We start from the raw sequence: 25,295 nt of genomic DNA on the forward strand, positions 1-25,295 counted from the left end.
CATAATAATACAGCGCGGACTTTGGCGCTAGTTACAACGCTATTTGCGCCGCTCATCGCTGGTTGAAACGCCGCTTGCGCCGCCGTCCCGTCCACAACGCCAGCTACAGCGCTGTCAGATTTTCAAGAATTTGTGTAAGCACACGATACATTACTGCCACATCATCTTGTGCAAGATCACGATCTACCTTGTTTACCATCTTGGCGATAATACCATTCACTTGCGTCGCAAGTGCCTTGCCCTTCTCGGTAAGAAAGACGGGACGGCGGTAGGTACCTGTATCTTCGCGCTCGTCGCTTGCCACAAGCCCTGACGTGCGCAGGCTGTGAATCGAACGTGAGACAAGCGCGCGGTCAACCGAAATGGAGCGCGCAATATCTGCCGCAGGGATGCCCTCGGGATGTTTGCGCAGGCACACCAGACACATCACATCTGTGCCACGCAGGTCAAATTGCGCCATATGTTGCGCTTTGAGGCGCTGTATTTCTTTGTTGATCTGGGCGATAAGACCGACGAAGCGTTCGAATCTGCCGGATTGCTGCAGAGCGCGCTGATCGCGCGGCGCTGCTGCTTCGTTGTGTGACGTGGCGTCTTTGTTGTGTGGCATGGTCGCTTTCACCTCCTCGGTCTTCTCGACAGAAAACAACTCAAAGCTAGAAACTTGAAGTCACTACTATTCGATCTCGAGCTGCTGGACTCAAACCCAAACCTGTTGACCAAACAACAAGTTGTTGAGAAGTCATCATTTTACAAAAACCCGTACGAAAAGCAATGCTCACCCAACGCGCGACCCCGCGAACACCATAATCTTCATGATTTATGGACGCTGTCATGAGTTGTGTCTGCCTTGTTTGCTAGGCTATAGCTAATCTCTTGTGAGGAACTTTTGGAATCACAGCGAACAATCGCAACCGCAACCATCGAAGGTGTGCCCATGACTCTTACTGAAGCACTTGAACATGCGAATTCCCTCGCATTACCTGGATTTTTTGTTGATGACGCGACCCTGACGGCCGACCGAAATGCGCACGAAGATGCCCTCACGCAGCTGCTGAATGCCTGGAAGGGTGCTATAAAACAGGAGGATCCCTTCCCGTTTGAATGCGTGCGCCTACTTGCGGATCGCAATCGTGCAACCTGTGACAGCTTTGGCATCGAGCGCCTGCAGCGCTTAAGGACCGTAACCTTAGCTTCTAGGCTTTCGGATCAGGATTTGATTCGCGGTGTTGCAGCGTTGCAGCATCGTCGTCCAAACGTTGTCGCGAAAGAGGCTGGCCTCGACCTTTCGGAACTTGGTATTGCCTACTTAGCCGCCCCCGTTTCGGGCATGATCGTTGGCATCGATATCGAGACTACCACGCGCGATCCAGCGCGCGGCTATATCGTGAATGTCGGTCTTGAGTTTATGCAGCTCACCGCTGATGCTGTCCCACAAAATCCCTATGTTGCATATTGCGGCCTTCCCGATATGTATCGCACAAAAGGGGTTCCTCTGGCCGAAATTCACCACATTAGCTGGAGTGATATTGACGGTAAAACGCCCTTCCGTGCCGATAAGAACTTGCAAAAGGTGCTTCTCGAAACGCTCATGCGCTTCCCCTACATGGCTCACAATGCCGCGTTTGAAGATTCGTGGTTTATGCTGCATATTGATGGCTACGCCGAGGCGCGCAAAGCGGGAAAAATCATCCCCATTGATACCCGCGATATTTGTAGGCGTTGTGACCCCGAGACAAAAACCTTGCCACATGAGCAGCGTCCCGCAGCACTCGAAAGCTGGGCGCGTCGCCGTGGAACTCTGCTTGCGGGCGAAAAGGAAAAGCACCTCGGTCTTGAGGACGTTGATCTGATGTTTAAGACCGTACAGGCAGAATTTGCCCTCCGCAACATGTTCTAAACATGTTCTAACTATGCTCTCAGTGGTATCTTGTAGGTACGCAATTTTCGCGCTGCAGCACGAAGGGTTGTTGATGGCAACGCGGCGGAGGTTTTGGCGGTTTGTTGATGCCCGCGGCATCAGTGCGTTACTGCGATACGTGCCGTAAAAGCCCTGATGTTCCACCCGTGATAAGGAGGAACCATGTCTGAATTTCAAAAGCTTGCTCTCGAACGTTTTTCTTGTCGTAAGTTTTCTGATGCATCCGTCGATAATGCCCTTATCGAGAAGGTCCTCAAGATTGCACTTGCCGCGCCAACTGCCGTTAACAAGCAGCCCTTCCGCATTTGGGTGCTTTCTGGCGACGTAGCACAGCGTTTTGCTGAGCACAATCCCTACCATTTTGGTGTAAAAACGTTCATTTTGGTGGGCACGTCCGCAGAAGAAGCGTGGGTACGTCGCTACGATCAACAGAACTTTGCCAATGTCGACGGCGCCATTATCGCCACGCACATTATGCTTGCGCTTACCGATTGTGGTTTAAAAACCTGTTGGGTGGCCTCATTTGATGCGCCAGCCGTGCATGAAGCTCTGCCCGAAACCGCAGCGTATAACCTCATCGCCGCATTTCCCGTGGCATGGCCTGCCGAGGATGCACAGCCCAGCGCATCTCATACAAAGTCTCGTTCGTACGACGAGCTCGTACACCACTTGAGCTAAACGGCGTCTAGCTGTCGTGACGAGCCAGCCAATCGCTGACCAAGGCAAGGTAGCGGGGGTTATCGTCAGCAAAACACATGTGACGGCAGTTCGCGAAGAGCTCCCAGCGCGCGTTGGGAAGCGCGTCAAACATGGTTTTTGCGATAAGCGGCGTACACAAATCGTCGGTGCCACTGATGATCAACGACGGCGTCGCTATGTCAGGCAGCGCGTCAATATAATTCCACTGCTTCAGCGTGCCCTGCGGCATAAGCTCATTGGGGCCCCATGCCGTCTCGTATACCTCGTCGCCAAATTTCTTCTCGCGACGAAGGCACTCGGGGGCAGACTCGTCGTAGGTCACATCGCCGCAATGCAGCTCCATAAAGTGATCCACTGCCTGCAAATATGCTTCTGACGAGAAGCTCTGCGTTCTTTCGGCCTCTTTCAGTGCTTCCCACTCGTTGGCAGGAAGCATGCGTGCCATGCGGTGGCATTCGTCTCCCCACAAATACGACGCGGGCAAAGTGCTCGACAACACAAGCGAGCGCAAGCCGGCTGGCTTGTAGTCGGCTGCAAAATTAATCGCCAGCATACCGCCCCAGGATTGGCCCAGCAGATGATAATTCGAAATGCTCAAGTGCGAAAGCAATGCTTGTAGCTCTTCAAGCCAGGTTTGTGCCACCCACAACTCAGGGTGATTACCGACATAGGACTTACCGCAGCCCAGTTGGTCGTAGCTGATGACGCTGCGTTTATCGGCAGCTAAATCGTCCAATAGTTCCATATAATTGTGCGTGGAGCCTGGGCCTCCGTGCAGCAAGATCACGGGTGCCTTGTCATGCTGGTCGACCAAATACTGTGGATTGACAATGCGGTAGTACGTCTTATATTCCTTAAAAGGCATGTAGCCTTCGATGATTGAATCTTGCATAATATATCCTTTCTCGCTGCGCATTACGCGCTACGCATCACGCGTCACGCCTCTCGGCCTCGCACCTACTCGGGCAACTGCCCCGTTTGTAAAATGGTTTGTAACGCTTGCTCGTCCAACACGCGCACGCCAAGTTGTTGCGCTTTGGCAAGCTTCGAACCAGCGGCTGCACCCGCAACCACAAAGCCCGTTTTTTTCGAAACCGAACCTGCCACCCTTGCACCACGCGCGAGCAACGCTGCTTTTGCCTCGTCACGAGTCATGGTTTGCAAGGTTCCCGTCAGCACAAAGCTTACCCCCGTCAGCGTCTGCGCAAGGCTTGCTTGCTCGACGGTAGCTTGCGGCTGCTCAAGAAGCACACCCGCAGCTTGTAAACGATCAACGACCTGCATATTTTCGGCTACCGAGAAGAACTGCTTAACCGAGCTCGCGAGTTTCTCGCCAATGCCTTCAACCTGCATAATCTCGTCTTTTGACGCCGCACGCAGTGCCTGCAAAGAGCCAAACTCTTCCGTCAAGCTGCGCGCTGCTTGCTCGCCCACGAAGCGAATTCCCAGGCCAAACAGCACCCGCGCAAGACCGCGAGTCTTCGATTGCTCGAGCTGCTCCATGATTTTGGTCGCAATGGTATAACCCAGCACGATCGGGTCGCCCTTGTGATAGGCGCCAGCAGAATCATCCGATTTATAGCTGCGGCCCGTATCGAGCTTCGCAAGAATGTCCAGGGTCAGCGTGTCGTAAAAGTCTGCAACGTCATGCAGGGTTTGCTGCTCTACCAAGCGGGTGATAATCTCGGTGCCCAAACCGTCGACGTCAAGGGCTTTTCGGCTTGCCCAGTGAATGAGGCGCTCGGTTGCCTGCGCGGGACAATCGATCGAAATGCAACGATAGGCGACTTCCTCGTCCTCACGTATAACCGTACTCCCGCAGCTCGGGCACGCAGAAGGCATCTGCCAGATGGGGCGTCTGTGGTGAGACTCCAAAAAATCGCCCGCAAGCACGGGCCCCACGACCTCAGGAATCACGTCGCCCGCCTTATGCACCACAATGGTGTCGCCAATGCGAACATCTTTGCGGCGAATTTCGTCAAGATTATGTAAGGTGGCGCGCGCGATGGACGAACCCGCCACATTGACGGGGTCAAACTCTGCCACTGGCGTTAGCACACCCGTGCGGCCCACCTGCACACGAATATCACGCAACACAGTGGTTTTTTGCTCGGGCGGGAACTTAAACGCAATGGCCCAGCGCGGCGCACGTGCCGTAAAGCCGAGCTGATTTTGCAAAGCAAACTCATCAACTTTTACCACCACGCCATCGATATCGTAATCAAGCTCGTCGCGCATCTTGAGTGCATGAGCGCAATACTCATGCACCTCGTGGGCATTCTCGAGACGTCGCGCATTCGGGTTAACCGAAAAACCGCAGGATCTAAGCCACTGCAAAAACGCATGCTGAGAAGACACATCAAGCTGCGCATCGTCGGCGATGGCATAAATAAAGGTCTCCAGATCGCGTTTGGCGGTTATCTTCGGGTTTTTTTGTCGCAGGGAGCCAGCGGCAGCATTGCGCGGGTTTGCAAAAGGTGCGCAACCAGCCTCGTCATTTTGTTCATTGAGCTTGGCAAAACTGTGACGCGGCATGTACACTTCGCCACGCAACTCGACACTCGTGCCAAAACCATTGTGAGTAAGCTGTGCTAGGCCCTGCTTGTCTAAAGCTGCAGGTATATCGTGTATCGTTTTGGCATTGGCGCTGACGTCTTCGCCCGTTGTGCCATCACCGCGTGTCGCCGCTCGCACAAACTGCCCATCCTGATACGTCAGGGCAATGCCCAGGCCATCAATTTTAAGCTCGCAGGTATAGGCCACCTTACCTGGCATGTTGAGCGCCTGCTCCGTGCGCGCAAGCCACTCATCGAGCTCCTCCAGATTCATCGCATCGTCGATGGAGTACATGCGCTGCGCATGCTTCACAGGTTCGAATTGTTGCGACACGTAGCCACCGATGCGCTGCGTATAGCTTTCGGGGGTTACGAGCTCGGGATAGCGTGCCTCCAGCTGTTGTAATTCGACGAGAAGTTCGTCGAAGGCTGCGTCGGTCATCTCGGGTGCATCAAGTGCATAGTACTGATACGCAGCACGGCGCAAGAGATCATTGAGTTGCTGTGCGCGGGCGCGAGCCGTAGCAAGGTCAGTTACACCTACCTCGGCTGCTGCACCAACATCAGGTACTGCATCGAAGTTCGTTGTGGAATCTGTCATGTATGCTTCCTTATTTTACTGCTGGCTTAGCTACAGGTTTTAACTGCATTTTTCATACTCGTTCTTCTGATGCCGAGTTTTAATGTCATTCGTTTTCTATGCTCATGATACCCGCTTCAGCTTCACAAAAAGATGGAGGAACCTTATATCGCATGAGATACATAAATGATGTAATCCTAGAGACTTTCTAGCCTCAAGACACCGAACAATAAAGAAAGTGGCCGTTGACCTGCGTCAACAGCCACTTGTATACACACTTTTTGTCTTATAACGCTACAGTAGCATCGCTAAACTCCGTTGGGACTGTAACCACGCCTTACTATCTTCGACGAGGCATATCATCCGACTGATCGGGAATCTGATCGGACGGCTTACCTGTCGACTGTGCCTTTTGCAGCACCTCATCAGAACCGAGTGTCACTTCAACGGTCTTCTCGGCATCGCCACGTTGTACAGTAACTTTGATCTTATCGCCCACTTCGCGGCTGCGAATCGCCAAAATAAGCGCGTCGGCGGAAGAAATTGCCTCATCGTTAATCTTTGTTATGACATCGCCCTGCTTAATGCCGGCCTTATCGGCAGGACTACCTGGGGTGACCTTGGCAACGTAAGCGCCCTGGTTGACAGCAAGCTGGCTGTGCGCCGAATTTTCGGGCGTGACCGTTTGGAGCGCCAGGCCAATGTAGGCATGCAGCACAGGCTTGCCCGAAATGATGGTCTGGGCGACGCGTACCGCATAATTGGACGGAATGGCAAAACCAATACCAGCGTTTGCGCCCGACTTCGACTCGATAATGGAGTTGATGCCCACGAGCTTGCCCTGCGCATTGACCAAGGCGCCGCCCGAGTTGCCAGGGTTGATAGCGGCATCGGTTTGGATAAGATTTGCGTAAATGGTATTGCCCGCGGCAGAAGGAAGCATGGTCGAACGGTACAGCGACGACACGATGCCCGAAGAAACGGACTGGTCAAGGCCATAGGGGCTGCCAATGCTCATGACCCAATCGCCAACAACCAGCGAACTGGAGTCAGCAATCTCCATGGGCGTGAGGTCTTTTTCCTGCGCTTTAATCTTAATAACAGCCAGGTCGCTCGAAGGGTCGGAGCCCACGACTTTTGCCTCGTAACGCTTCTTGCCCAGGGTAACGCTTATCGACTGAGCGCGAGCGACCACGTGGTAGTTGGTCAGGATGTGGCCCTGCTTGTCCAGAAGCACGCCAGAGCCAACGTATCTGCCGTTGGCAGCGGTCACGTTAAGCGACGCAACCGAGGGCAAGCACTTCTTTGCGACGGCCTGTGCCACGTCTGCCTTGGTATTCCCCGCGTTGATGGTGATCGTTTTGCCAGCAGAGCTAAAGTTTGGCAATAGTGGTACGTCGAGAATACCAGCGAACTTGAGCGACAACACCACCAGTAAAGCGCCAATGGTAGCTCCCACAACGCTGCCAAGTATAACGAGCGTGTAGCGGGGTCGGTGTGCTGCTGGCTTTTTTGTTTTGGAGTCGGGCGAGTTGATTGTTCCCTCGGATGCGGCGGCTTCGGGCGCGGCATCACTGCTAGCTGGAATTGGTTCAACTGCTGCGGGCGGGGTTGGACCCGCAGCGTGCGCGGGAGCGGGATTGGCGGGCGCAGCGGGGCTTGTAGGCACAGCAGAGTTCGAAGTGCCCGGCTCGAGATAAGCTGCCTCGTTTTCTTGATGCTGCAGCTGATACTCCTGCTGCTCCTGATGATTTTCGGCAGGCACGGTCTTCTCGGTATCGGGGATGTTATTCTCGAAATCGTTCGTACAATCTGACATGAAACACCTTTTCTATGTGCTACGTCATATGGCGCGTTGTAGTGCTTTTTCACACGTCTGTGTCATCGCCAGCGCCACGCGCGTAGAAGCTTTCTCTTTGTATTGTGCACAAATAGAACTCATGTCAAACACTAACATACCGATTTTGCTAGGTGAACAGACAAGAAACATGCTTACAAAGCTAAGACTGCATGAAGGCTTTTAGAAAAAAGTTTGAAATTGTGGAATGCGTTGGCCGACAAGCTGGCGCACGAACAGCGAATAGGCAACGTGTTGCTGCGGCTTACATTAGAGCTTAAACAAGTAGCCAATGCCGCGGACGGTAACAATGTGCGCCGCAATTTGGGGGCCCACTTTTGAACGCACACGACGAATGTGCACATCAACGGTGCGAGTGCCGCCACAGTACTCAAAGCCCCATACACGGTGCAGCAAAATATCGCGCGAATAGGCACGCGATGGATGCGTTGCCAAAAACGAAAGTAGCGAGTATTCCATAAGCGTCAAATCGACGGGTTTATCGTCAACATATACTTGATACGTTGCCAGGTTAATGGTCATATTGTCGATACTCACGATGTCCGAAGCGGTGCTCTCTTCCCCAGACCACAGCATCTGAGAAATGCGAACTTCCATCTCGGCCTCGGAGCAATTCGAGACGAGAAAATCGGTCTTGAACTGCGTGGGCAGGTGAAGCTCGCCCAACGCCGACTGATCGACAATAAAAATAATAGGCATGGTGCCATTGGAAGAAAGGTATGCTTCGACAGAGCCGAGAAATTCCTTTGTGATTGCCGCTAAATCGAGGATAACCAAATCAAAATCATGATCGGAAGCGATGGCCTGCGTAAAGGTGTCGGGGGAAGCAATAAGCGCAGAGGCATCAATGGAGCGCGTGAGCGCCCTTAAGTGATCCCGGTGACGAGCTGTTTTTGATATGTATAAAATATTTCTGTGATGCACTGCTTCCACCTCTAGCCGGATGTGGGAAAATAATGCCTGGAGTTGAGGATACCACAGCACCAGGCATTATAGACGCTCAATAGGCGCTCACATATTAAAAGCCAGCATAGTAGCGCTTTTGTTCCCAATCGGTTACCGCAAGACGGTACTCTTCCCATTCACGTTTTTTCTCGTTGAGCAAGTAGGTAAAGATATGCTCGCCCAAGGCCTCACGCATAAGCGTGCTCTTCTCGAACCGCGCAAGTGCTTCGCCCAAGTCGCGAGGCAATGGATTGAAGCGCTTTGCGCGAAGTTGCTCCTCGCTCAACTTGATGTCCTCAATGGTTGCTTCATCGGGAAGCTCAAGGCCATTTTTGATGCCCCGCATACCCGCAGCTAACGTAACCGCAAACGCAAGATAAGGATTGCAGGTGGGGTCGGGACTTCTGAGTTCAATGCGCGTGGCCGAAGGTTTGTTGGGCTTATGTATGGGAATGCGCACCAAGGCTGCGCGGTTTTTGCGGCCCCAAGTGGTATAACAGGGTACCTCTCCGTGGGGAACCAGGCGCTTATAAGAGTTGACCGATGGATTCGTAATAAGCGAAAACTCGGGCGCATACTTCAAGATGCCTGCAATATAGTGCTTTGCCAAATCCGATAAGCCCACACCATTCGCGGAATTCTCTTCATAGAACAAGTTGTTGCCCTCATGATCCATCAGTGACTGATTCACGAAGAGCGCCGAGCCAGGGATGTCGGTAAAAGGCTTCGGCATAAATGACGCGTAATGCCCCTGATAATGCGCTGCTTCTTTGATAAGAAGACGAGCGGTCAAGATATTATCTGCACAGGTACAGGCCTCTGCATAACGCAACTGAATGCCATTTTGAGAAGGAGCCAGCGAGTGGAACGAATACTCCACGGGGATTGACATTTTCTCAAGTGCCAAGGTGGTGCTGCGTCGCAAGTCCTGTGCATAATCGAACGGCGTCAAATCAAAGTAACCAGCATGGTCAAGAAGCTGAGGAACGACGTTGTCCTTCAAATAAAAGTATTCGATACCAGCGCCGACATTGAGGATATAGCCGAGCTTCTCGGCATCGCGAAAGACCTTATCGAGACGCGAGCGAGAATCCCCTGCAAAGGGCTCGCCCGACGGCGTCTTAATGTCGCAAAACATGCGCGCCACGCTGCTTTCGTCCGCGCGCCACGGGAGGAGCTGGAAGGTTTCGGGATCGGGAAACGCAAGCATGTCAGACTCTTGCAATGGCACAAAGCCATCGACAGCAGAGCCGTCAAAACCAATGCCTTCCTCAAAGGCCTCTTCCAGATCTTCGGGAGAAATGGCAAGTGATTTAAGATTTCCGAGCACGTCGGTAAACCAAAGGCGAATAAAACGAATATCGCGCTCTTCTACCGTACGAAGGACAAAATCAATATTTTGTTCGTAGGACATGGTTCCTCCTGGCGGATAGCAAAACTGACCATGGTAAGATCTTATTTTCTTACTACATCATAAGCCTGACACAGTGTTGTTTCACCAGTATTTCGTAACTCTAAGAAAAAAGTGAACCGTCGTAAAAAAATCTGGCAGCGGTAGTGCGCTACGGTGCTTGATGACTATCGGCGCACTGCTCGATGCTTGACGACTATCGTCGCGCAATGCCCAGTGCTTGATGACTATCACGAGCAATGCTCGGTGCTTATTGCGGACTGCTTAATGCCTACTTGATGTCTACTTATCTAAAGAGCCTCTTGTTTGTATGAGAAACTCTTATTTATGTGAAGAAACCGCTTGCTTATGCGAGGGGAATTTTGCTTCCATACCTGCAACAACCGTTTGTGCAATGGGACACGAACACTCGGTGTCACCAGTTACACAACAATTGGAAGCGCTGGCGCACCCGCTACAATCACCTTTGGAATGTCTAAGTCGATAAATCGCACCAATAACTGCAGCAACCACGATCGCAGTAACGGCGACGTCCACGAAGGACATGTAAAGACCTCCTTGAGCCCAACAAATGTTATACATGTATAACTATACCCGTTTTTTGAAAAGATGACCCCCATAAACATACTTTAGCTGTATATAAAGCCATTCTTTTAATAAGGTCCTCTGTATCAAATCCTTCTAGCATTTGCTTGAGTGGGAATATTTATACACTATGGGCTTTGCTCATGAGCGCGGGTGATTGATTTTTGAAGCATCTTCACGAAATGAGAAAAGAAACTCCTCCCCACGAGACTTTTGTTCCCCGCGAAAGCTGGATGTCTGCTTCTTGCGCTATGGACGGACGCAGACCCAAAAGCGCTATACCCTGTGGCGTGCAGCGCAGCATAAGACTCCCCGCTTTTGTTTGTATCGTCAATTTTGGAGCCTGGACAGAAGTTCGCGGGTTGCATACTTGCGGCTCAGGCTCTTGCAGATAAGAGCTTTGCGGCGATGGCGGTGGCGGTTCTAATGTTTGTGCTCCAGAAACCTCCAACTCAGAAACTTGCAGCTCACGATCGTCCTTGTGTTCAAATGAAACTGAATCATACACATCAACGGGCACTTCTCCTACCAAAGCGTCTTCCACAACTCCCTTTGAAATTCCTTCTAAGATTCCTTCTAAAACTCCTTCTGAAACTTCCGCTGAGCAAAGCTGGTTTTGCGGAACTTTTTCTGATGAAAAATCATAGAGGCAGCCGTAACAAATATCCATATCGGCAAAAAGCGTTGCTCCGCAACAGGGGCATGTTTTGATTTCCGATTCTGGACTTACTGGTGGCTCTAAGCTCGGTATATGCATGTAACTCATCCTTTCGTAGTTCGCACGGTGTTCCCCATGCTATTGCTCACATTGTTGTTTTTGCTGTATTGCAACAGCAACTACGACTACCTTTGCTGTCGCTAGTTTTTGTGCTGTTCTGTTTGCTTTATCACAGCACCACCCCACAGCGATAAGGATCTACGACAAGTCGATACTCAAATCGTAAAAAAGCAGGTGGACTCAACGAAACTCCCGCTATGGCAAAATTTGATGGCCACGGACGTATTTGCATGGTGCATATGAACTCATCAAATTTTGGAAGCATGCTGAAGATGGCTTGCACTGCTGGCTGTGATGCCTCAAGTCTGTCAAGCTGCTGTATTTTCACGTCAACCGTGCCCTTATCGCCCAAATGCATAATTTCGCTCACCTGCTCTTGAACGGCATGCGTGCGCTCATGCGCATTTTGTTCATCAGAAGCAGTAATGCCAAGATTGACAATGGTGTGCGAGCAAGCCATAGAAAACTTCATCGCAAGACTTATATAACGTGCAAGATTAAAAACAAGCAGAATAACGATAAGCACCACGGGTAGCACCACCGCAAGCTCCACACTCATTTGACCAGCTTTTTCGTTATGTAAGCCTCGAAACACATCAAGCAAGGCCTTCCGGAACTGTGTTTTGCAAAGCATCATATGAGCCTCACTAATTTACGAATATCGATCGTCAGGGGGATGGTGACATCCGTTCCCGGTATGGGTAATGACGCGATCGTAAAGTTTGATTCTGGCAGGCTGTCGACAAGAACAGACCCAAACGCTTTAGCTATATCTGTTGGGGTAGGTTGTTCTGGTAGACCCTCTATTTTTTGTCTTACGCTGTCGGTATTTTGATAACCAGCTTTTGTAAGTATCTTTTGCGTATTGACCAGAACAGGCTTTTTAGCTCGTAAGTCAACAGGCGCAAATCCAGCCTCTTCTACTATCTTTACAAGTGCATCTTTAAGCATATGGGCAATGTGACTTCCCCCTATTTGATCAAAGCCATCAAAAAAACGAGAGCTTGCCTGACCAATCGATTCATAGGCTGTGTTATATGACATCAACAGCCTTCCCCATACTTGGCAAATTTGTTGAGGAATACCTGTAAGGAGACCCTGCTGACCCTGGCTTAACCCATCAAAAAGATGCGAGAGCACGTTGCTTTGTGCGTCGGCTTTGTCAAGTGCTAAAACTGCTCCCGAAACAGCGCAGCCCCCTGGCAGCGTTGGTTGTGCCAAACCAAAGGAAGTAGCCCCCGCCACCTGCGGTTCTGATTGATTTCTGAGGACAACGCCAATGCAACCCCAAGCTCCTGGAGGGCAAAGTTTTGGGCGATCAACCCTGAGCGCTTCCAATGCCCTTGCAAACACATCCTTCGAAGCATCAGCTGATGACTTCACGGCCTTCTCGGCTTCAATCAATTGGTTCTGGTATGTCTCGTATCGTGAGGCACAGTCCACAATTTTTGCCCACCAGTGTTCAAAGCCATTTTCAATCGACGTGGACGCTGCGGGAACTTTGCCAACGCTGCTCGTTTTAAAGCGACAGATAGGACATTCTTCAACACGCCCCGCATCTAAATCTGCAAGCGAGGCAAAGCCTTGTGCCTGCCCCTGCACATGGGGGCAAACCGGCGAGCAATGCAAAATCTTTTTATTTCCCTGCATAGTCATAGGCCATAAGGCTTGCGTATATAGCGAGGTCGTTTTAAGTTCCTCGGTATTCATTGGAAGCTTTGGAAGATCTACCCGCACGGTCTTATCGGCATTGACCTGCACACTTCCGCGACTCAGCGTCTCGTATGCATACTGATAAAACGCTTTGCGCGCAGCTGAATTGCAAAGTTCTTCTACCCCCTCATGAGCTGGCTTTTCTTGCGCAAGACGCCTTGCATAATAGGTTTGTGCACGGCGCAGAGGCACTTCAAAATTCCAGCCCTGCGCTGTATCAAACGCAGGATTGTCCTGCTCGGAAATATCCGACAACGTTTTGGCTCGCTGCCACAAACAATAGGGTCGAGCGCCGCAATCGAAAAACCAAGCTTCTTCAAGTGCTTTTTGAGCCTCTTGCTTTGCCTCATGGGCCTTATCGGATTGTTTACCAAGCGTAGTTGCACTCTCTTGAAGATCAGTTGTGTCGGGTAGTGTCTCATCCAGCGCAAATTTGCTTTGCGATTGTAGCGGGAAAGGTATGGTTGTGCCTGCATGCAATACCTGCTTTTGAGAGGCCTGACTTGCATTTTTCTTGATGGTGCTTGTGCCATTATGCGCAATGAGCACAGGGAGCGCTTGCTCAAATTTTGCCAAACCCTTATTTGCCGTTTTTGCAAACTTTGCACGCGCATCAAAAATTTTGTGTGCCGCATTAACCGTCTCGAGCCCTTGTGCAGAAAGACCAGGCACTATCGATAAGACCAATCCGACGCCGCCGACGAGAGCGCCTGTTATCCCCATGCTCAAAACGCACGAGTCTAGGGTTTGTGCTACTGTTGTGTATCCAGCAACAACATTTGCGCCTGCAAGCGCCGCTGCATCAGCCACGGTTTGTGTCTTATTTGAGTGCTGCACATACCACCCAACCAAACTCATACCAAAAAGCAGGCTCACGCTCACAACAAGAGAACACGCCACTGCAATTGAGGTATAACCTCCTGTTTCAGCCAGAAATAACCAGAGCGGCCCTTTTGAGCCTTTTGATGCCTTCGGATACTGCAGATGCTGCGATCTTCTTTTTGGTTTTGAAGAGCTATTGTTCCCACAGAGAAACCCATGTCTCATAATCACCCTCCAACCATTGCGGTCGAACCTTTGATGATGCTTTTTCTTTAAGCACGATGCCCTGCTCATCAGCATCTACAAACAAACGAAGAGCTCCATAAAACAGCGGCAGTGGCTTTGCATGTCCGCGAATCGTTATTTGGCACACATCAGCCTCTGGCTTTGCGCAATCCACAACCCAGTCTTGCGCTCCCCCATTATGGAAAAGACTCACCTCGGGGACCATCGCTAAACGGCGTTTTACAAATGCCTGCACCGCATTAATATCAGTAGTGGTTTGCAGCGCGCGGATGGCCTGCTGAGAAGTTGAGTACATAATCGCCTTGGTATAAAACAAGCACAGCGTTTGTAATAGGCACAGGAGGAGCACCGCACAGACAGGAATAATAAAAGCAGCTTCAACACTTGATTGAGCTTGTTTCTCAAAAAAGAAGTGCATCTTGCCACGCACCAATATGCTCGTGCCCCTGAAACGTATGCGTGCACCATGTGATGACATGTGCCAAAAAACTACCCTTTGTCATGGCATGCAGCAGAGCAATAAGACAGAGCATCAGTCCCGTGCATATCCCTAAGACAAGCGCATATTCCACCGTAGACTGCGCTAGGGCCTCTGATACAAAACCGCTGCAGACAGACAAGGCACACGTCTTCTTAGCATGCGTATTCTTAACACGCGTCTTCTTAGCCCTGATACGCCTTACGAACTGCATCTTTTGTAAGTCGCACCGTACTAATGCGACTTGTTTGCTTGCTATGACGTGATACAAAAACAATGCTTACTCCCTCCTTCGTTTGAAACGTGCAGCTCCATACATTTCCTTGTAAATCGAGATATCCGTAACGGACTACTATGCTGTCATTGAGGCGCTGGTAGTGCTTGAGCACTTGGGTAGCAGCCTGTGTAAGATCCCCAGAAACCTCTTTTGTTTCCTGCGAGAAGATCTGGCGAGCATTTTGTTTTTTCGGGCTTGCTGCATTGGTTTGCGCTTCTGCTTCTAGAGATACGCGCTTAGAAGATAACGATGCCTGCTGCGCTGATCTTCGTTGTGAATACGCCAACATAAAGGCTAGGGCAACTCCCAGTATGAGGACCAATGCAAGCAGACTGACCACACGAGTCATCCAGTGCGTCCTGCGCATGCGTTTTAAACGCCATAACCATCCGCGACGCTTGCACTCCGTACGTCTACCTGCTCTTTGCTGCGCTGCTCGAAAACTCATAAAGAATTAATGCCTTGCGCAATGGTGTCCCATAACTCACTTACCTTGTCCTTAAAGGAAATGATGGCCACAATGGCAATCACCACTAAGACGCCAACTAAAATCGCGTACTCCGTGGTACCTTGCGCGCGCTTCTCATCTTTGAGAAGTCTCAACAACTGCCTCAATTGTCTTTGAACTATGTTGCAACAGCGTTTTGCGTGGGTTGTTACAACATGAAGCGGAATAATATCCATAGCTGCCCTTTCTAACGTGGTCATTTGATAACGTGGTTGTTTGATTACTCATATAAAACAGCACCTACTACGAGAATTGCATTGCGGAGCTCAAAAGCGGGCCCAAAATAGCAAGAAGCATAGCGGGAACAATAAGTGTTCCGAGCGGTATAAGCATTTTGATAGGAACTTTTTCTATCTGCTGCTCAAGCAAGCTGTGCTGTTCAGCACGAATGGAGGCTGCCTGCACCGAAAGTGCTTGTGCAAGCGGCGTTCCAAAGAGGAGTGCTTCGTCCACCGCATGCGCAAAACAACGAAACGGCTGCTGTTGCAATTGTTCTGCCAGATCATACAATGCTTCATTTCGAGAGGTCACACCTATTTCCCAGCTCAATAAAGCAGCAGCAAGCTTTCGTGATAAGGCGTTATCGAAGCGTTCGCAATAGAGACGAAGCGATGCATCAAATGACATATTTGCCGAGAGACCCAAATTGAGAATGTCCAAAAACACGGGAAGTTCTCGCAAGCACTCCTGCTGCTCTTGTTTACGCTTCTTTTTCCCAGCAAAAAGTTTTGCTTCAAGCCCTTGAATACAAAGCTTTACAAGCAGGTTTTGCACAAGCTTGCCGCTCGAAGCTGCATGAACGAAGACGCTTCGCTCAAGCGTTTGTCTTTGCTTTTTTGTTGCCGAGAGGACCTTTGGTGATACTGATTTTGACGATGCTGATGCACTTATCACGAAGGCCCAAATAAATACCAAGCTACTAAGCAGGGCTCCATGAACGACAAACGCAATGTTCATAGCTTTATCACCGCCATCATGTGCCGAATGACCAGCAAGGCACAGCCATCAAGCATAAGCGCTATCCCCACGCACAGCATCCCTGGAAACGAACACACTGCCTGCCTAAAATCAAGAGAAAGCCCACTGAGCAGAAGTAGCATTATCACAGGTAAAGAGCAGACAATTTTTACCGACAGCCGCGCTTGCGCCGTTTTTGTGCGCAAACTTCGTACGAGCTGCTCGCGCTCTTCCAGCATGCGTGAAGAGGTTGCCAACATATCGCTTAAAGAACCACCTGTACGCTGGGAAATCTCCAAAGCCATACCCAACAACTCTGAGCCTGGCACGGCAAGCGTCTTATCGAGCGTACGCAATACTTCAGAAAGCCCCATACCGCAACGCAACGACAGTGCCGCGGTCAAAAATGTTGGAGCCAAACTATTGCTCGCATCGTTACCGATGTATTCAAACGCCTGAAAGAGCGTTTTGCCAGAACTCAAGGCTGTCGATAAGGAGCGCAAAATTTGTGGCATCTCCCGAATGTGCTGCTGAACTCTACGCGTACACGCTGCACGGCGAGCGGCACTTACCAGCGCCACACTTACTATCGAAGCAGCTATGAAACCCAGGCTAGGACCAAAAAGCAACACGCTCATGCCGCTGAAAGCAGTCCAGCAAACTACCACAAAGCCGCAGGCTTCCTGCGTGTTTACAACGACACCACGGTCTGCCAATATGCGAGCACTGGCGGCATATACGGTATTGAGGGAACTGCACTTTGCAAGCCATCGAATCCCACGCAAAGATGCCAAACTTCGTAGCAGAGCTTTTAGACCTCCCACCTGTGCTCCAAGGTTTTTATGTATCACCGCAGAGCTTTGTTTGTGCGCATTACCAGGTCCAACGAACACAAAAACAGCCCCGCCTGCGAAAAGCATTATGAGTATGAAAAAGTAGATTTCCATTGCTGCACCTCAGCTTGCGTAACAATTCCCTCATACAGAGCTCGATTCATAAAAGGTGGTGTACAACGCAGCCTCCAACGTCTTCCGCTCATATCGAAGGAGACCAATTCCTCAAGTTTTACCTGGCCATTGGTGGCTTGTTGCACGAGCGACGTTGTGGTAATTACCCTTGAACCGTCGGGCATACGCGCCGACATGACGATAAGATCGAGTGCTGTAGCAACTTGTTCTTCAATGACATCAACAGGCAAATTCATCCCAAAGCGAGCCATAAGCACGAGTCGTAAAATTGCCTCTCGTGCGCTACCCGCATGTAGGGTTGTCAACGAGCCGTCATGCCCCGTATTCATTGCCTGCAGCATGTCAATGCACTCTTCTCCACGAACTTCGCCGACAATAATACGATTCGGACGCATGCGCAAAGCATTTTTCATCAGGTCGCGAATACTGACTTCGCCTGTACCCTCGATCGACGACTCGCGCATTTCAAGGCGAACGACATGCGGGTGCGTATCAAAACGCAGCTCAGCAGAATCTTCGATGGTAATAATGCGTTCTTGAGGCGAGATTTCTGATGACAGCGCATTTAACAACGTCGTTTTACCTGATCCCGTACCTCCTGCTACCGCAATGTCTTCTCGGCATTTAACGGCCCACGACAATAATTGTGCATACCATGCTGGTAATGATTTGAGCTGCACTAATTGTGCAAGCGAAGCAATGCGGTCCGAAAACTTTCGAATCGTCAGAATGGGGCCATCAAGCGCTACGGGCGCATTAACCACATTAACGCGATAGCCGTTTGGCAGACGCGCATTCACAAGCGGATGCTGTTCATCAAGGCGTCGACCCAAGGGTGCTAAGATGCGATCCACCACCATAAGAATCTGCTCTTTTGACTCAAAAATACGGCTGCTCTGACACATCTTTCCAGCGCGCTCAAAAAAGAGTGACGATGTCCCGTTGACCATGATTTCGGTAACACTTGCATCATCAAGCAAAGGTTGCAAAGGTCCAAAACCCAATACTTCATCCAAAACCTCTTTGATGAGTTCGGGATGGTTTGCCTCGGAAAGGCCCTCGTAATGCGAGGTATTAAGGATAGTTTGGCAACTCACCGAAAGCTCATCGTACGCATTATGCAACGTGGCACTGTGGGCAATTCGTGCGATGGTATCAAGACCAAGTTCCTTTACTAAATCATGTTTCAAGCGAGAAGTATGCTGGTCATGCAAGCTTTGAACTTCATGGTTAAGCGGCTCGAACACTGCTGCATCACCAGAAGACCCTTGATCAGAAAAATCCCGCGCGGCAAGCGCCTGTGCAGAAAAGCCCTGCGCGTCCATACTTGCCTTTTGAACGCTTTTAACACGAGCGAGTAAACTCATCAGCTTACCTCTCTCATACGTGCAAAGAAGCCTTTTTGCTTCGTGGGAAATTTAGTATCAAGTGCTTTTTGCGCCTCGGGATGATCTGGCAAACACCCAAGTTCTGAAAGTATCTTTGCAATACAAATCTTTGTACTTGTCGAAAATGGATTATCCAACTCGATAAGTTCCTGTAGATGCCCCGAGTGTAGAAGCTCTCGCAGTTCAGCCCCACCATCAGCAGCACGCAACAAGCGCGCAGCTTCAAGACCCACGTCCGCGCGGTACACATATGCCTCATGAGGCTTTGCAACGTCATACTTGTTTGTTACACGAATGATCCTTGTACGTGCCACACCAAGACGCACTGCCAAAGCGGCGCAACGCGACAACGAGCCCACCTCAGCCGAAACATCATCCGCAACAAGGACCAAACGATCGCAGAGCTGCGCTGCAAGAGCAACCGACTCACTCCAAAAAGTAGAAGTATCAACAAGAACGAGATCATAGCCATTGGATAGGCTTATAAGCAGATCATTTGCCATCGGTGTAACCGTCTCGGCAAACTCGGGCTTCTCGCAAGGACCCCATAGCTGTATCTGATCAGAAATTTTAGTTGCTGCTTGCAGCACCGTCTCATCAAATGGCTGTTGAGAAAATCGAGCGAGGTCGCCACTTTTTACGCCAAATAAAGACGCGAGATTGCCTGTTCCTAAATCTAAATCCACAAGCGCGACGCGCATTCCCCATAACGAAGCATGGGTTGCCATTGCAGCTGTGAGAGAAGTTTTTCCAACACCACCACGTCCTGACGCCACCACAATAATAGGTGCACAATCTTTTTTACGAGTCACATGCATGGCGTTTTTAGACAGGTTCTCTAAGCTTGGTAATCCCTCCACTTTTGCCAACCCATCTGAGCTGGGTAATTCCCCTGGCCTAGACAATCCTTCTGGTTCGTCGAGATCCCCCAACTTGAGAGCAGATGACTTTTGAGCTGCACCCTGCGCAAAAGCCGTAAATGCTTCAAGAGTATGCACCCGAGAAATGCGCGCCCGCGCAGCTCTTGAACGCAGCGAACCCGAAGGGTTTGCAAGCACTAGCACCACTTCATCGGCATATCCATCCTGCACTAATGCAGAAGCAGCGTTAATAGGAGTCACTTCATCAAGTGAAGGGCCAATCAACACTGATGCACGATGTGGCTCATGCTCTTTAAGACAACTACGCACGCGCCCCGCATCAGGTTCTAAAATAAAAGTGGCTTCAGGATGTATCCCGCGCATGGAACGCACAAGCGCTTCACTATACTGCACATCTGAGCATATGTACCAAATATTAGCCATCGTATTCCCTCACTCTGTTGGGCTTGCATTGCTCGGTTGTATGTCATCAAAATTTTTAAGAGCCTTTTCGCTGGTATCGGCTCCTCTCGTCGGGCTTGCGTTATTGTTTTTTGACTTATTCGACTGCGGCGAGGTAGGCGTTACGCTGGACAGTGCATCAGGTTTTGTACTAGACGCCGCGCCAGGCTTACTTGCTGCATCAGACGATGTACCAGAATTGCGTGGTAAAGCCTCAGCGGGAACCACAAAACGCAATTCTCCTCGCGAACTCACCGCTAAAATCTTTTCAACCTCTGTTTCGGGAACGGCAAGCGTCAACATGCCATTGGCGAGTGTCTGTCCATCCGAAATGGCCAACACTAAAATCTCTGAGGTAATACGCTGTGTGGAATCGGCATTGCTTACATAAGCAGCCAGTTTTGTTCCCGCCTGCACATGGGGCGATAAGCCTAATTTCTCGCTCAAAGGAATGCTGATCGCGACCATCCCTTGCGGTACCGAAAGGCTCTGCCCTGCTTCACGAAAATTAAATTTCGAAAGTGGCGCGCCTGCACAAACAGGAACACTTACTGATTTGCCGATAATATCGTCAATACGCGTAATTGCCTGTTGCGGCGCGAGTTCGCTCACCCAATCGCGCAGCACAACATCAGCAGCCTCAATGGGTTTGCCTGCTTCAATCGTATGCGTTGCCACAGCGACGCGCACAATGTCACCGCCATATTTTGCAAGTAATTCCGAGCGCTGAGCCGCAAAACGAGCCTGCACTGATTGCGTATAGGATAAAAACACTACCCCCACCGCCAGCGCACACGCGCACGAAAAAATGATTCTGAACTTCCGTGACATCACCACTCCGTACCACGAACTTATCGGTACGTTTATTGTGAAAGGTACACAAGCGGGTAAGGGTCACAATATGAAGTTTTCGATTTTGAACTGTCAGCTTTCTAACAAAAATCTAACAGGTTTCTCTGCACATATGGTCTTCTCGACAGCAAGGACAAAAAGGCGCAGCAAGGACACATGAAGTTAGGGCAACATCGCGGGATCAATATCGGGCGCAAGCGAACGAGCGGCGCTTTCCATTTCCTGAGCAAGCGCTGCATACGCCGCAAGACGTTCAGGAGCAATGTGTTCGCTGCATATAGCTTGCATAACCTGGCAGCCTGGCTCGTGTGCGTGAGTGCAATCTCTAAATTTGCAGTCCTGCGCGGCATCAACAATGTCAGAAAAGACAAGCGAAAGCCCCTGCTCATGACCCATAAGCGCTAAATTGCGCAAGCCTGGGGCGTCGATAATAACGCCTCCGTGAGGAATTTTAACCATGCGGCGGGCGACGGTGGTATGTCTTCCCGCATCGTCGGATGCGCGTACCTCAGCGGTTTGCAGGGCCTCGTGACCCAATAAAGCGTTAAGCAAGCTTGATTTACCTGCGCCAGACTCACCGAGCACAAGAGTGCAGGTCTTCTCGACAGCATAGCTGCGCAGGGCTTCAAGGCCCCACTGCGCAAGGTCGGGCACTTCGGTTTGAGGCTTCGCTGAGAAGGGCGCGGAGGCCAACGGCGACACTTGCGTGGATGGCTGCCAGGTGGGAGAAGAGCTCGTAACTACGACGGGGATATCGGTACCGACAACGCGACGTAAAAGCAAAATTTGCTCGATGAGCTGGTCATGTTGGGTAATTCTGTCGGCCTTCGTAAGGACAATAACAGGGCGAGCGGAGCAGTCTCGCGCGATGACGAGTGAGCGTATAATACGATTAATATCCAGTGCTGGAGCCGAATTCTGCGCTGCGGGCAAATTCGTCGCCACCGAAGCAGCCGCATCCAACAGTGGCTGCGCAATAAAAACCACGTCAACATTAGCAGCCAACACCTGCTGAGTGCCTCGGCGAGAACCCCGCCAGCGAGCGAGTTGATTTTTTCGCTTGATCACGGCTTCTATAACACCCATATCATGCGCATGCGGACGACGCACAACAACCCAATCGCCCACCGCCACGCCTTCGTAGGCATCTTCTGCTCGAGAAGCGCACGCAGGAACTTTTTTCCCACTAGAGGGCTGACGAGAAGTTCGTAGCGCAGCATCGCGAGAAGCCCTAGCGGCACTTCGAGAAGATTTGTCAGAATCGCGAGCGACCTGCGCTGCATCGCGAGAAAACACAGGCGCATACTGCGCTCGAAGCGTGGCGTCCGCGCAACAAACCGCAGGAAATCCGCGGTCAAGACGCACAACACACCCGAGGTGATACTGTTGTGCGTCTACTCCTGTTTTTTTTGAAAGACGCTTGGTGAGCTGCTCATACTCACGATATTGCTCATCGCTTACAGCCAGCTGATCAAAGCGAGGTGCGGCGAGCAGTGCCGCACCCGCGGGCTGTGCGTCGAGCAACGTCGCATCTGTTAGAGCCGTATCCTCAGCACGAGCGTCCACAGCAATGCCTAGTTTTTATCGAGTGAGCGCATAAGCGCTTTTTCGGCCTCGACCAGCGGGATAATGAGCGCGGCCAAGAGCATCGCAATACCGTACTCCACCACATCAATCTCGGCAAAGCCAAATGCAGCGGACAGCGGTGTTTCGATAACCACAAAGGTCAGGATCAGTGCCATACCAAAGGCAGCCCAGATCCAGATGTTTTGCTTCTTCAGCACGAACAAGGACTGACGGCGGCTACGCATGTTGAGCGAATGGAACATCTCGACCATCGAAAGCGTCAGGAAGGCCATGGTCATGCCATCTTTACCAGCGGTCGGATCGATGAGCACCTGCGAAATGTCAAAGGTACCAAATTCGTACCAGTGTCCAATAAAGTAGCTAACCAGCGTCAACGCTGCGATAAGTACACCTTGCACGATGGTGTCAATGCTTAAGCCACCCGAAAAAATACCATCTTTTGCATCGCGCGGTCTTCTCGTCATGATATTGGGCTCAGCAGGCTCGGTTGCCATCGCAAGTGCAGGTAGCGAGTCGGTAATCAAATTGATCCACAACAGATGTGTAGGTTCCAAAATGGTAAAACCAACAAGCGACGCCACAAAGACCGAGATAACCTCAGCCAAGTTGGACGACAGCAAGAACTGAATGCACTTACGAATGTTGTCGTAAATGCGGCGTCCTTCTTCGACAGCACCAATGATCGTCGCAAAGTTGTCGTCGGCCAGCACCATATCGGCAACGTTTTTGGTGACGTCGGTTCCCGTGATGCCCATGCCAATACCAATGTCAGCGCGCTTGATAGAGGGCGCATCGTTCACGCCATCGCCAGTCATGCCCACGATTTTGTTTTGCTTTTGCCAAGCGTCAACAATACGAACCTTGTGCTCGGGTTGCACACGCGCATAGACGCCATAATCGGCGATGTGTGCGGCAAGCTCTTCATCCGAAAGTTTGTCGAGCTGGGTGCCCGAAATCGCCTGTGTGCGATCCTGAATAATGTCGAGTTCTTTTGCGATGGCTACAGCGGTATCGATGTGGTCACCTGTAATCATAACAACGCGAATACCAGCAGATTTTGCCTGAGCAACGGCCATTTTAACCTCGGGACGCACGGGGTCGATCATGCCCGAAAGGCCCACAAAGGTAAGGTCGTGCTCGAGCTCTGAAGGGGCAAAGCTTGCTGGTTGCGTGAGCCCCCAGCTGCGAGAGGCCGAAGCCATCACGCGCAGGGCCTTATCGGCAAGCTCTTTATTTTGTTGCATAATCGTGGCACGGATTTCGTCCGTCATGTCGATAACACCGTCGGCGGACAAATACTTTGTGCAGCGCGCAAGGACCACGTCGGGGCCACCCTTCGTGTACTGCATAAAGCCTTCCTGCGTGCGAACCACAACCGACATCATCTTACGGCCCGAATCAAAGGGCGCTTCGCCGACACGCGGATACTGCGTGCGCAACGCACTTGTGACAAAACCTTTCTTTGCAGCATCAGCTACTAGGGCTGCCTCTGTAGGCTCACCCACCGCCTCGTTTGCCTGATCATCCCAGACGGCGTCCGAGGCCAAAGCCATAGCACGAACGTGCTCATCAATGTCATTTGTAGCACACTCGACAACGGTCATTTTATTTTGTGTCAACGTGCCGGTCTTATCGGAACAAATAATTTGCGTGCTGCCAAGGGTTTCGACCGCCGAAAGCTTGCGGATAATAGCGCGCTGCTGGCTCATCTTCGTAACGCCCAGCGACAACACAATGGTCACAACTGCAACCAGTCCCTCAGGAATGGCAGCAACGGCCAGCGATACCGCAATCATAAAGGTATCGAGCACGTGATCGAAATTCGAAAGGAAGGCCAGGCCATACTTCAAAAAGCCTGTTAAGAAAATCGCAACCGAAATGCCCACGACCAAAATTGTCAGTACGTGGGAGAGCTCGGACAATTTGCGCTGCAGAGGGGTTTGTCCATCTTCTGCCTGCGTCAGAGCGTCGGCAATCTTACCCATTTCGGTATCCATGCCCGTGGCAACAACGACCGCACGACCGCGGCCAAAAACCACGGTTGAGCCCATATAACACATATTTTTACGATCGCCAAGCGGGATGTCGCTGGACGGCGCTCCAGAGGATTGCGCGTCTTGACCTTGCTCCGCTTGAGCTGTCTGCCCCAAATTAAGGGTGTCGACAAACTTGCTGACAGGCACCGACTCTCCCGTGAGCGCCGCTTCTTCAATCTTGAGCGAGGCACTCTCTAAAATACGACAGTCCGCAGGAACAGCGTCACCTGCCTCAAGCAGCACAATGTCGCCGACTACGAGCTCCGCCGAAGGCACCTGCAGCTGCTTGCCATCGCGAATAACTTTGCTAGCAGCAGCCGTCATTTCTTGCAGGGCAGCCAACGCCTCTTCGGCTTTTGCCTCCTGCACAACGCCAAGGACGGAATTCAGAATGACGACGAACATGATGATAATAACGTCGGCAAAGTCAGCAGACCCCTTATACAAACCCTCGATAGCAGAAATACACGCCGCAATAATCAGCATAATAATCATGGGGTCAGCCATCTGTGCAAAAAAGCGCTTGTACAGCGGGTCCTTCTCGGCTTGTTTTAATTTGTTGGGTCCATGCTCGGTGAGCCTTTGCTGAGCATCGGTCGATGTCAAGCCTTCTTGCGTAGAAGAATTAAGGCCATCCACAACGTCTTGTGCATCAGTCAAGTACTCTTTCATACACTCCTCCTTGAAACGATCGGGCTTCTGAGCAGCCTTTTTGTGCTTATGTGCAAGTCATAAAGGCCTACACGCGCCACATTGATGCCCGATCATAATTCCCCGCGCGAGCGCGGAGCAAGGGCTCACCAACGCTGGTG

General features: G+C 51.0%; 22 protein-coding genes. 2 read left to right on the plus strand and 20 right to left on the minus strand.

Annotation, left to right across the window (positions count from 1 at the left end):
- Positions 1–103: 103 nt before the first annotated feature.
- Positions 104–607: a MarR family winged helix-turn-helix transcriptional regulator gene (locus HMPREF3192_RS01970; RefSeq protein WP_082715559.1), complete on the minus strand. Its 504-nt coding sequence runs from the start codon at positions 605–607 to the stop codon at positions 104–106.
- Between the two features lie 327 nt (positions 608–934).
- Here HMPREF3192_RS01970 and HMPREF3192_RS01975 point away from each other — a divergent pair, with 327 nt between their 5' ends.
- Positions 935–1,897, plus strand: coding sequence for a 3'-5' exonuclease family protein (locus tag HMPREF3192_RS01975; protein WP_066305127.1), 963 nt, complete (start codon positions 935–937; stop codon positions 1,895–1,897).
- 183 nt (positions 1,898–2,080) lie between these two features.
- Positions 2,081–2,596, plus strand: a complete 516-nt coding sequence (locus tag HMPREF3192_RS01980) for a nitroreductase family protein (protein ID WP_066304888.1) — start codon at positions 2,081–2,083, stop codon at positions 2,594–2,596.
- Between the two features lie 7 nt (positions 2,597–2,603).
- On the opposite strand, the gene pepI is transcribed toward HMPREF3192_RS01980, so the two are convergent.
- From pepI to HMPREF3192_RS02075, 19 genes are all read right to left on the minus strand, one after another.
- Positions 2,604–3,509, minus strand: a complete 906-nt coding sequence (gene pepI / locus HMPREF3192_RS01985) for a proline iminopeptidase (protein WP_066304890.1) — start codon at positions 3,507–3,509, stop codon at positions 2,604–2,606.
- 65 nt (positions 3,510–3,574) lie between these two features.
- Positions 3,575–5,773 carry an NAD-dependent DNA ligase LigA gene (gene ligA / locus HMPREF3192_RS01990; protein ID WP_066304892.1) on the minus strand — a complete coding sequence of 733 codons (2,199 nt, stop codon included), beginning with the start codon at positions 5,771–5,773 and terminating at the stop codon, positions 3,575–3,577.
- Positions 5,774–6,092: 319 nt separating this feature from the next.
- The gene (locus tag HMPREF3192_RS01995) at positions 6,093–7,571 is read right to left on the minus strand and encodes a S1C family serine protease (RefSeq protein ID WP_066304894.1); all 1,479 of its coding nucleotides are present in this window, start codon (positions 7,569–7,571) and stop codon (positions 6,093–6,095) included.
- A 288-nt stretch (positions 7,572–7,859) separates the two neighbouring features.
- Positions 7,860–8,534, minus strand: a complete 675-nt coding sequence (locus HMPREF3192_RS02000; protein WP_066304895.1) for a winged helix-turn-helix transcriptional regulator — start codon at positions 8,532–8,534, stop codon at positions 7,860–7,862.
- Positions 8,535–8,628: 94 nt separating this feature from the next.
- Positions 8,629–9,969 carry a glutamine synthetase family protein gene (locus HMPREF3192_RS02005; protein WP_066304897.1) on the minus strand — a complete coding sequence of 447 codons (1,341 nt, stop codon included), beginning with the start codon at positions 9,967–9,969 and terminating at the stop codon, positions 8,629–8,631.
- A gap of 318 nt (positions 9,970–10,287) precedes the next feature.
- The gene (locus HMPREF3192_RS02010; protein ID WP_066304902.1) at positions 10,288–10,512 is read right to left on the minus strand and encodes a hypothetical protein; all 225 of its coding nucleotides are present in this window, start codon (positions 10,510–10,512) and stop codon (positions 10,288–10,290) included.
- Between the two features lie 214 nt (positions 10,513–10,726).
- Complete coding sequence (locus HMPREF3192_RS06745; RefSeq protein ID WP_156422829.1) at positions 10,727–11,308, minus strand: hypothetical protein; 582 nt, start codon at positions 11,306–11,308, stop codon at positions 10,727–10,729.
- A gap of 130 nt (positions 11,309–11,438) precedes the next feature.
- A complete protein-coding gene (locus HMPREF3192_RS02020) occupies positions 11,439–11,966 on the minus strand; it encodes a TadE/TadG family type IV pilus assembly protein (RefSeq protein ID WP_082715560.1) in 528 nt (175 codons plus the stop codon).
- A complete protein-coding gene (locus HMPREF3192_RS02025) occupies positions 11,963–14,164 on the minus strand; it encodes a pilus assembly protein TadG-related protein (protein WP_331696486.1) in 2,202 nt (733 codons plus the stop codon). The genes HMPREF3192_RS02020 and HMPREF3192_RS02025 overlap by 4 nt, the downstream gene beginning before the upstream one ends.
- The gene (locus tag HMPREF3192_RS02030; RefSeq protein WP_331696487.1) at positions 14,058–14,588 is read right to left on the minus strand and encodes a pilus assembly protein; all 531 of its coding nucleotides are present in this window, start codon (positions 14,586–14,588) and stop codon (positions 14,058–14,060) included. The genes HMPREF3192_RS02025 and HMPREF3192_RS02030 overlap by 107 nt, the downstream gene beginning before the upstream one ends.
- A gap of 185 nt (positions 14,589–14,773) precedes the next feature.
- Positions 14,774–15,154 (minus strand): hypothetical protein, encoded by a 381-nt coding sequence (locus HMPREF3192_RS02035; protein ID WP_156422831.1) that lies wholly within the window; start codon positions 15,152–15,154, stop codon positions 14,774–14,776.
- A 155-nt stretch (positions 15,155–15,309) separates the two neighbouring features.
- On the minus strand, positions 15,310–15,549 hold the full coding sequence (locus HMPREF3192_RS02040; protein ID WP_066304911.1) for a class III signal peptide-containing protein: 240 nt from the start codon (positions 15,547–15,549) through the stop codon (positions 15,310–15,312).
- A 67-nt stretch (positions 15,550–15,616) separates the two neighbouring features.
- Positions 15,617–16,330, minus strand: coding sequence for a type II secretion system F family protein (locus HMPREF3192_RS06590; RefSeq protein ID WP_082715561.1), 714 nt, complete (start codon positions 16,328–16,330; stop codon positions 15,617–15,619).
- The gene (locus tag HMPREF3192_RS02050; RefSeq protein ID WP_197414539.1) at positions 16,327–17,046 is read right to left on the minus strand and encodes a type II secretion system F family protein; all 720 of its coding nucleotides are present in this window, start codon (positions 17,044–17,046) and stop codon (positions 16,327–16,329) included. Before HMPREF3192_RS02050 ends, HMPREF3192_RS06590 begins: the two co-directional genes overlap by 4 nt.
- A gap of 203 nt (positions 17,047–17,249) precedes the next feature.
- Positions 17,250–18,665, minus strand: a complete 1,416-nt coding sequence (locus tag HMPREF3192_RS02055) for a CpaF family protein (RefSeq protein WP_082715563.1) — start codon at positions 18,663–18,665, stop codon at positions 17,250–17,252.
- Complete coding sequence (locus HMPREF3192_RS02060) at positions 18,665–19,990, minus strand: AAA family ATPase (RefSeq protein ID WP_066304914.1); 1,326 nt, start codon at positions 19,988–19,990, stop codon at positions 18,665–18,667. Before HMPREF3192_RS02060 ends, HMPREF3192_RS02055 begins: the two co-directional genes overlap by 1 nt.
- A 9-nt stretch (positions 19,991–19,999) precedes the next feature.
- Positions 20,000–20,839, minus strand: a complete 840-nt coding sequence (gene cpaB / locus HMPREF3192_RS02065; protein ID WP_082715564.1) for a Flp pilus assembly protein CpaB — start codon at positions 20,837–20,839, stop codon at positions 20,000–20,002.
- Positions 20,840–21,022: 183 nt separating this feature from the next.
- Positions 21,023–22,426 carry a ribosome small subunit-dependent GTPase A gene (rsgA, locus tag HMPREF3192_RS02070; protein ID WP_066304919.1) on the minus strand — a complete coding sequence of 468 codons (1,404 nt, stop codon included), beginning with the start codon at positions 22,424–22,426 and terminating at the stop codon, positions 21,023–21,025.
- A gap of 8 nt (positions 22,427–22,434) precedes the next feature.
- Complete coding sequence (locus tag HMPREF3192_RS02075) at positions 22,435–25,155, minus strand: cation-translocating P-type ATPase (RefSeq protein WP_066304920.1); 2,721 nt, start codon at positions 25,153–25,155, stop codon at positions 22,435–22,437.
- Positions 25,156–25,295 lie beyond the last annotated feature (140 nt).

The sequence above is a fragment of the Atopobium deltae genome, assembly GCF_001552785.1.
Classification (GTDB): Bacteria; Actinomycetota; Coriobacteriia; order Coriobacteriales; family Atopobiaceae; genus Atopobium; species Atopobium deltae.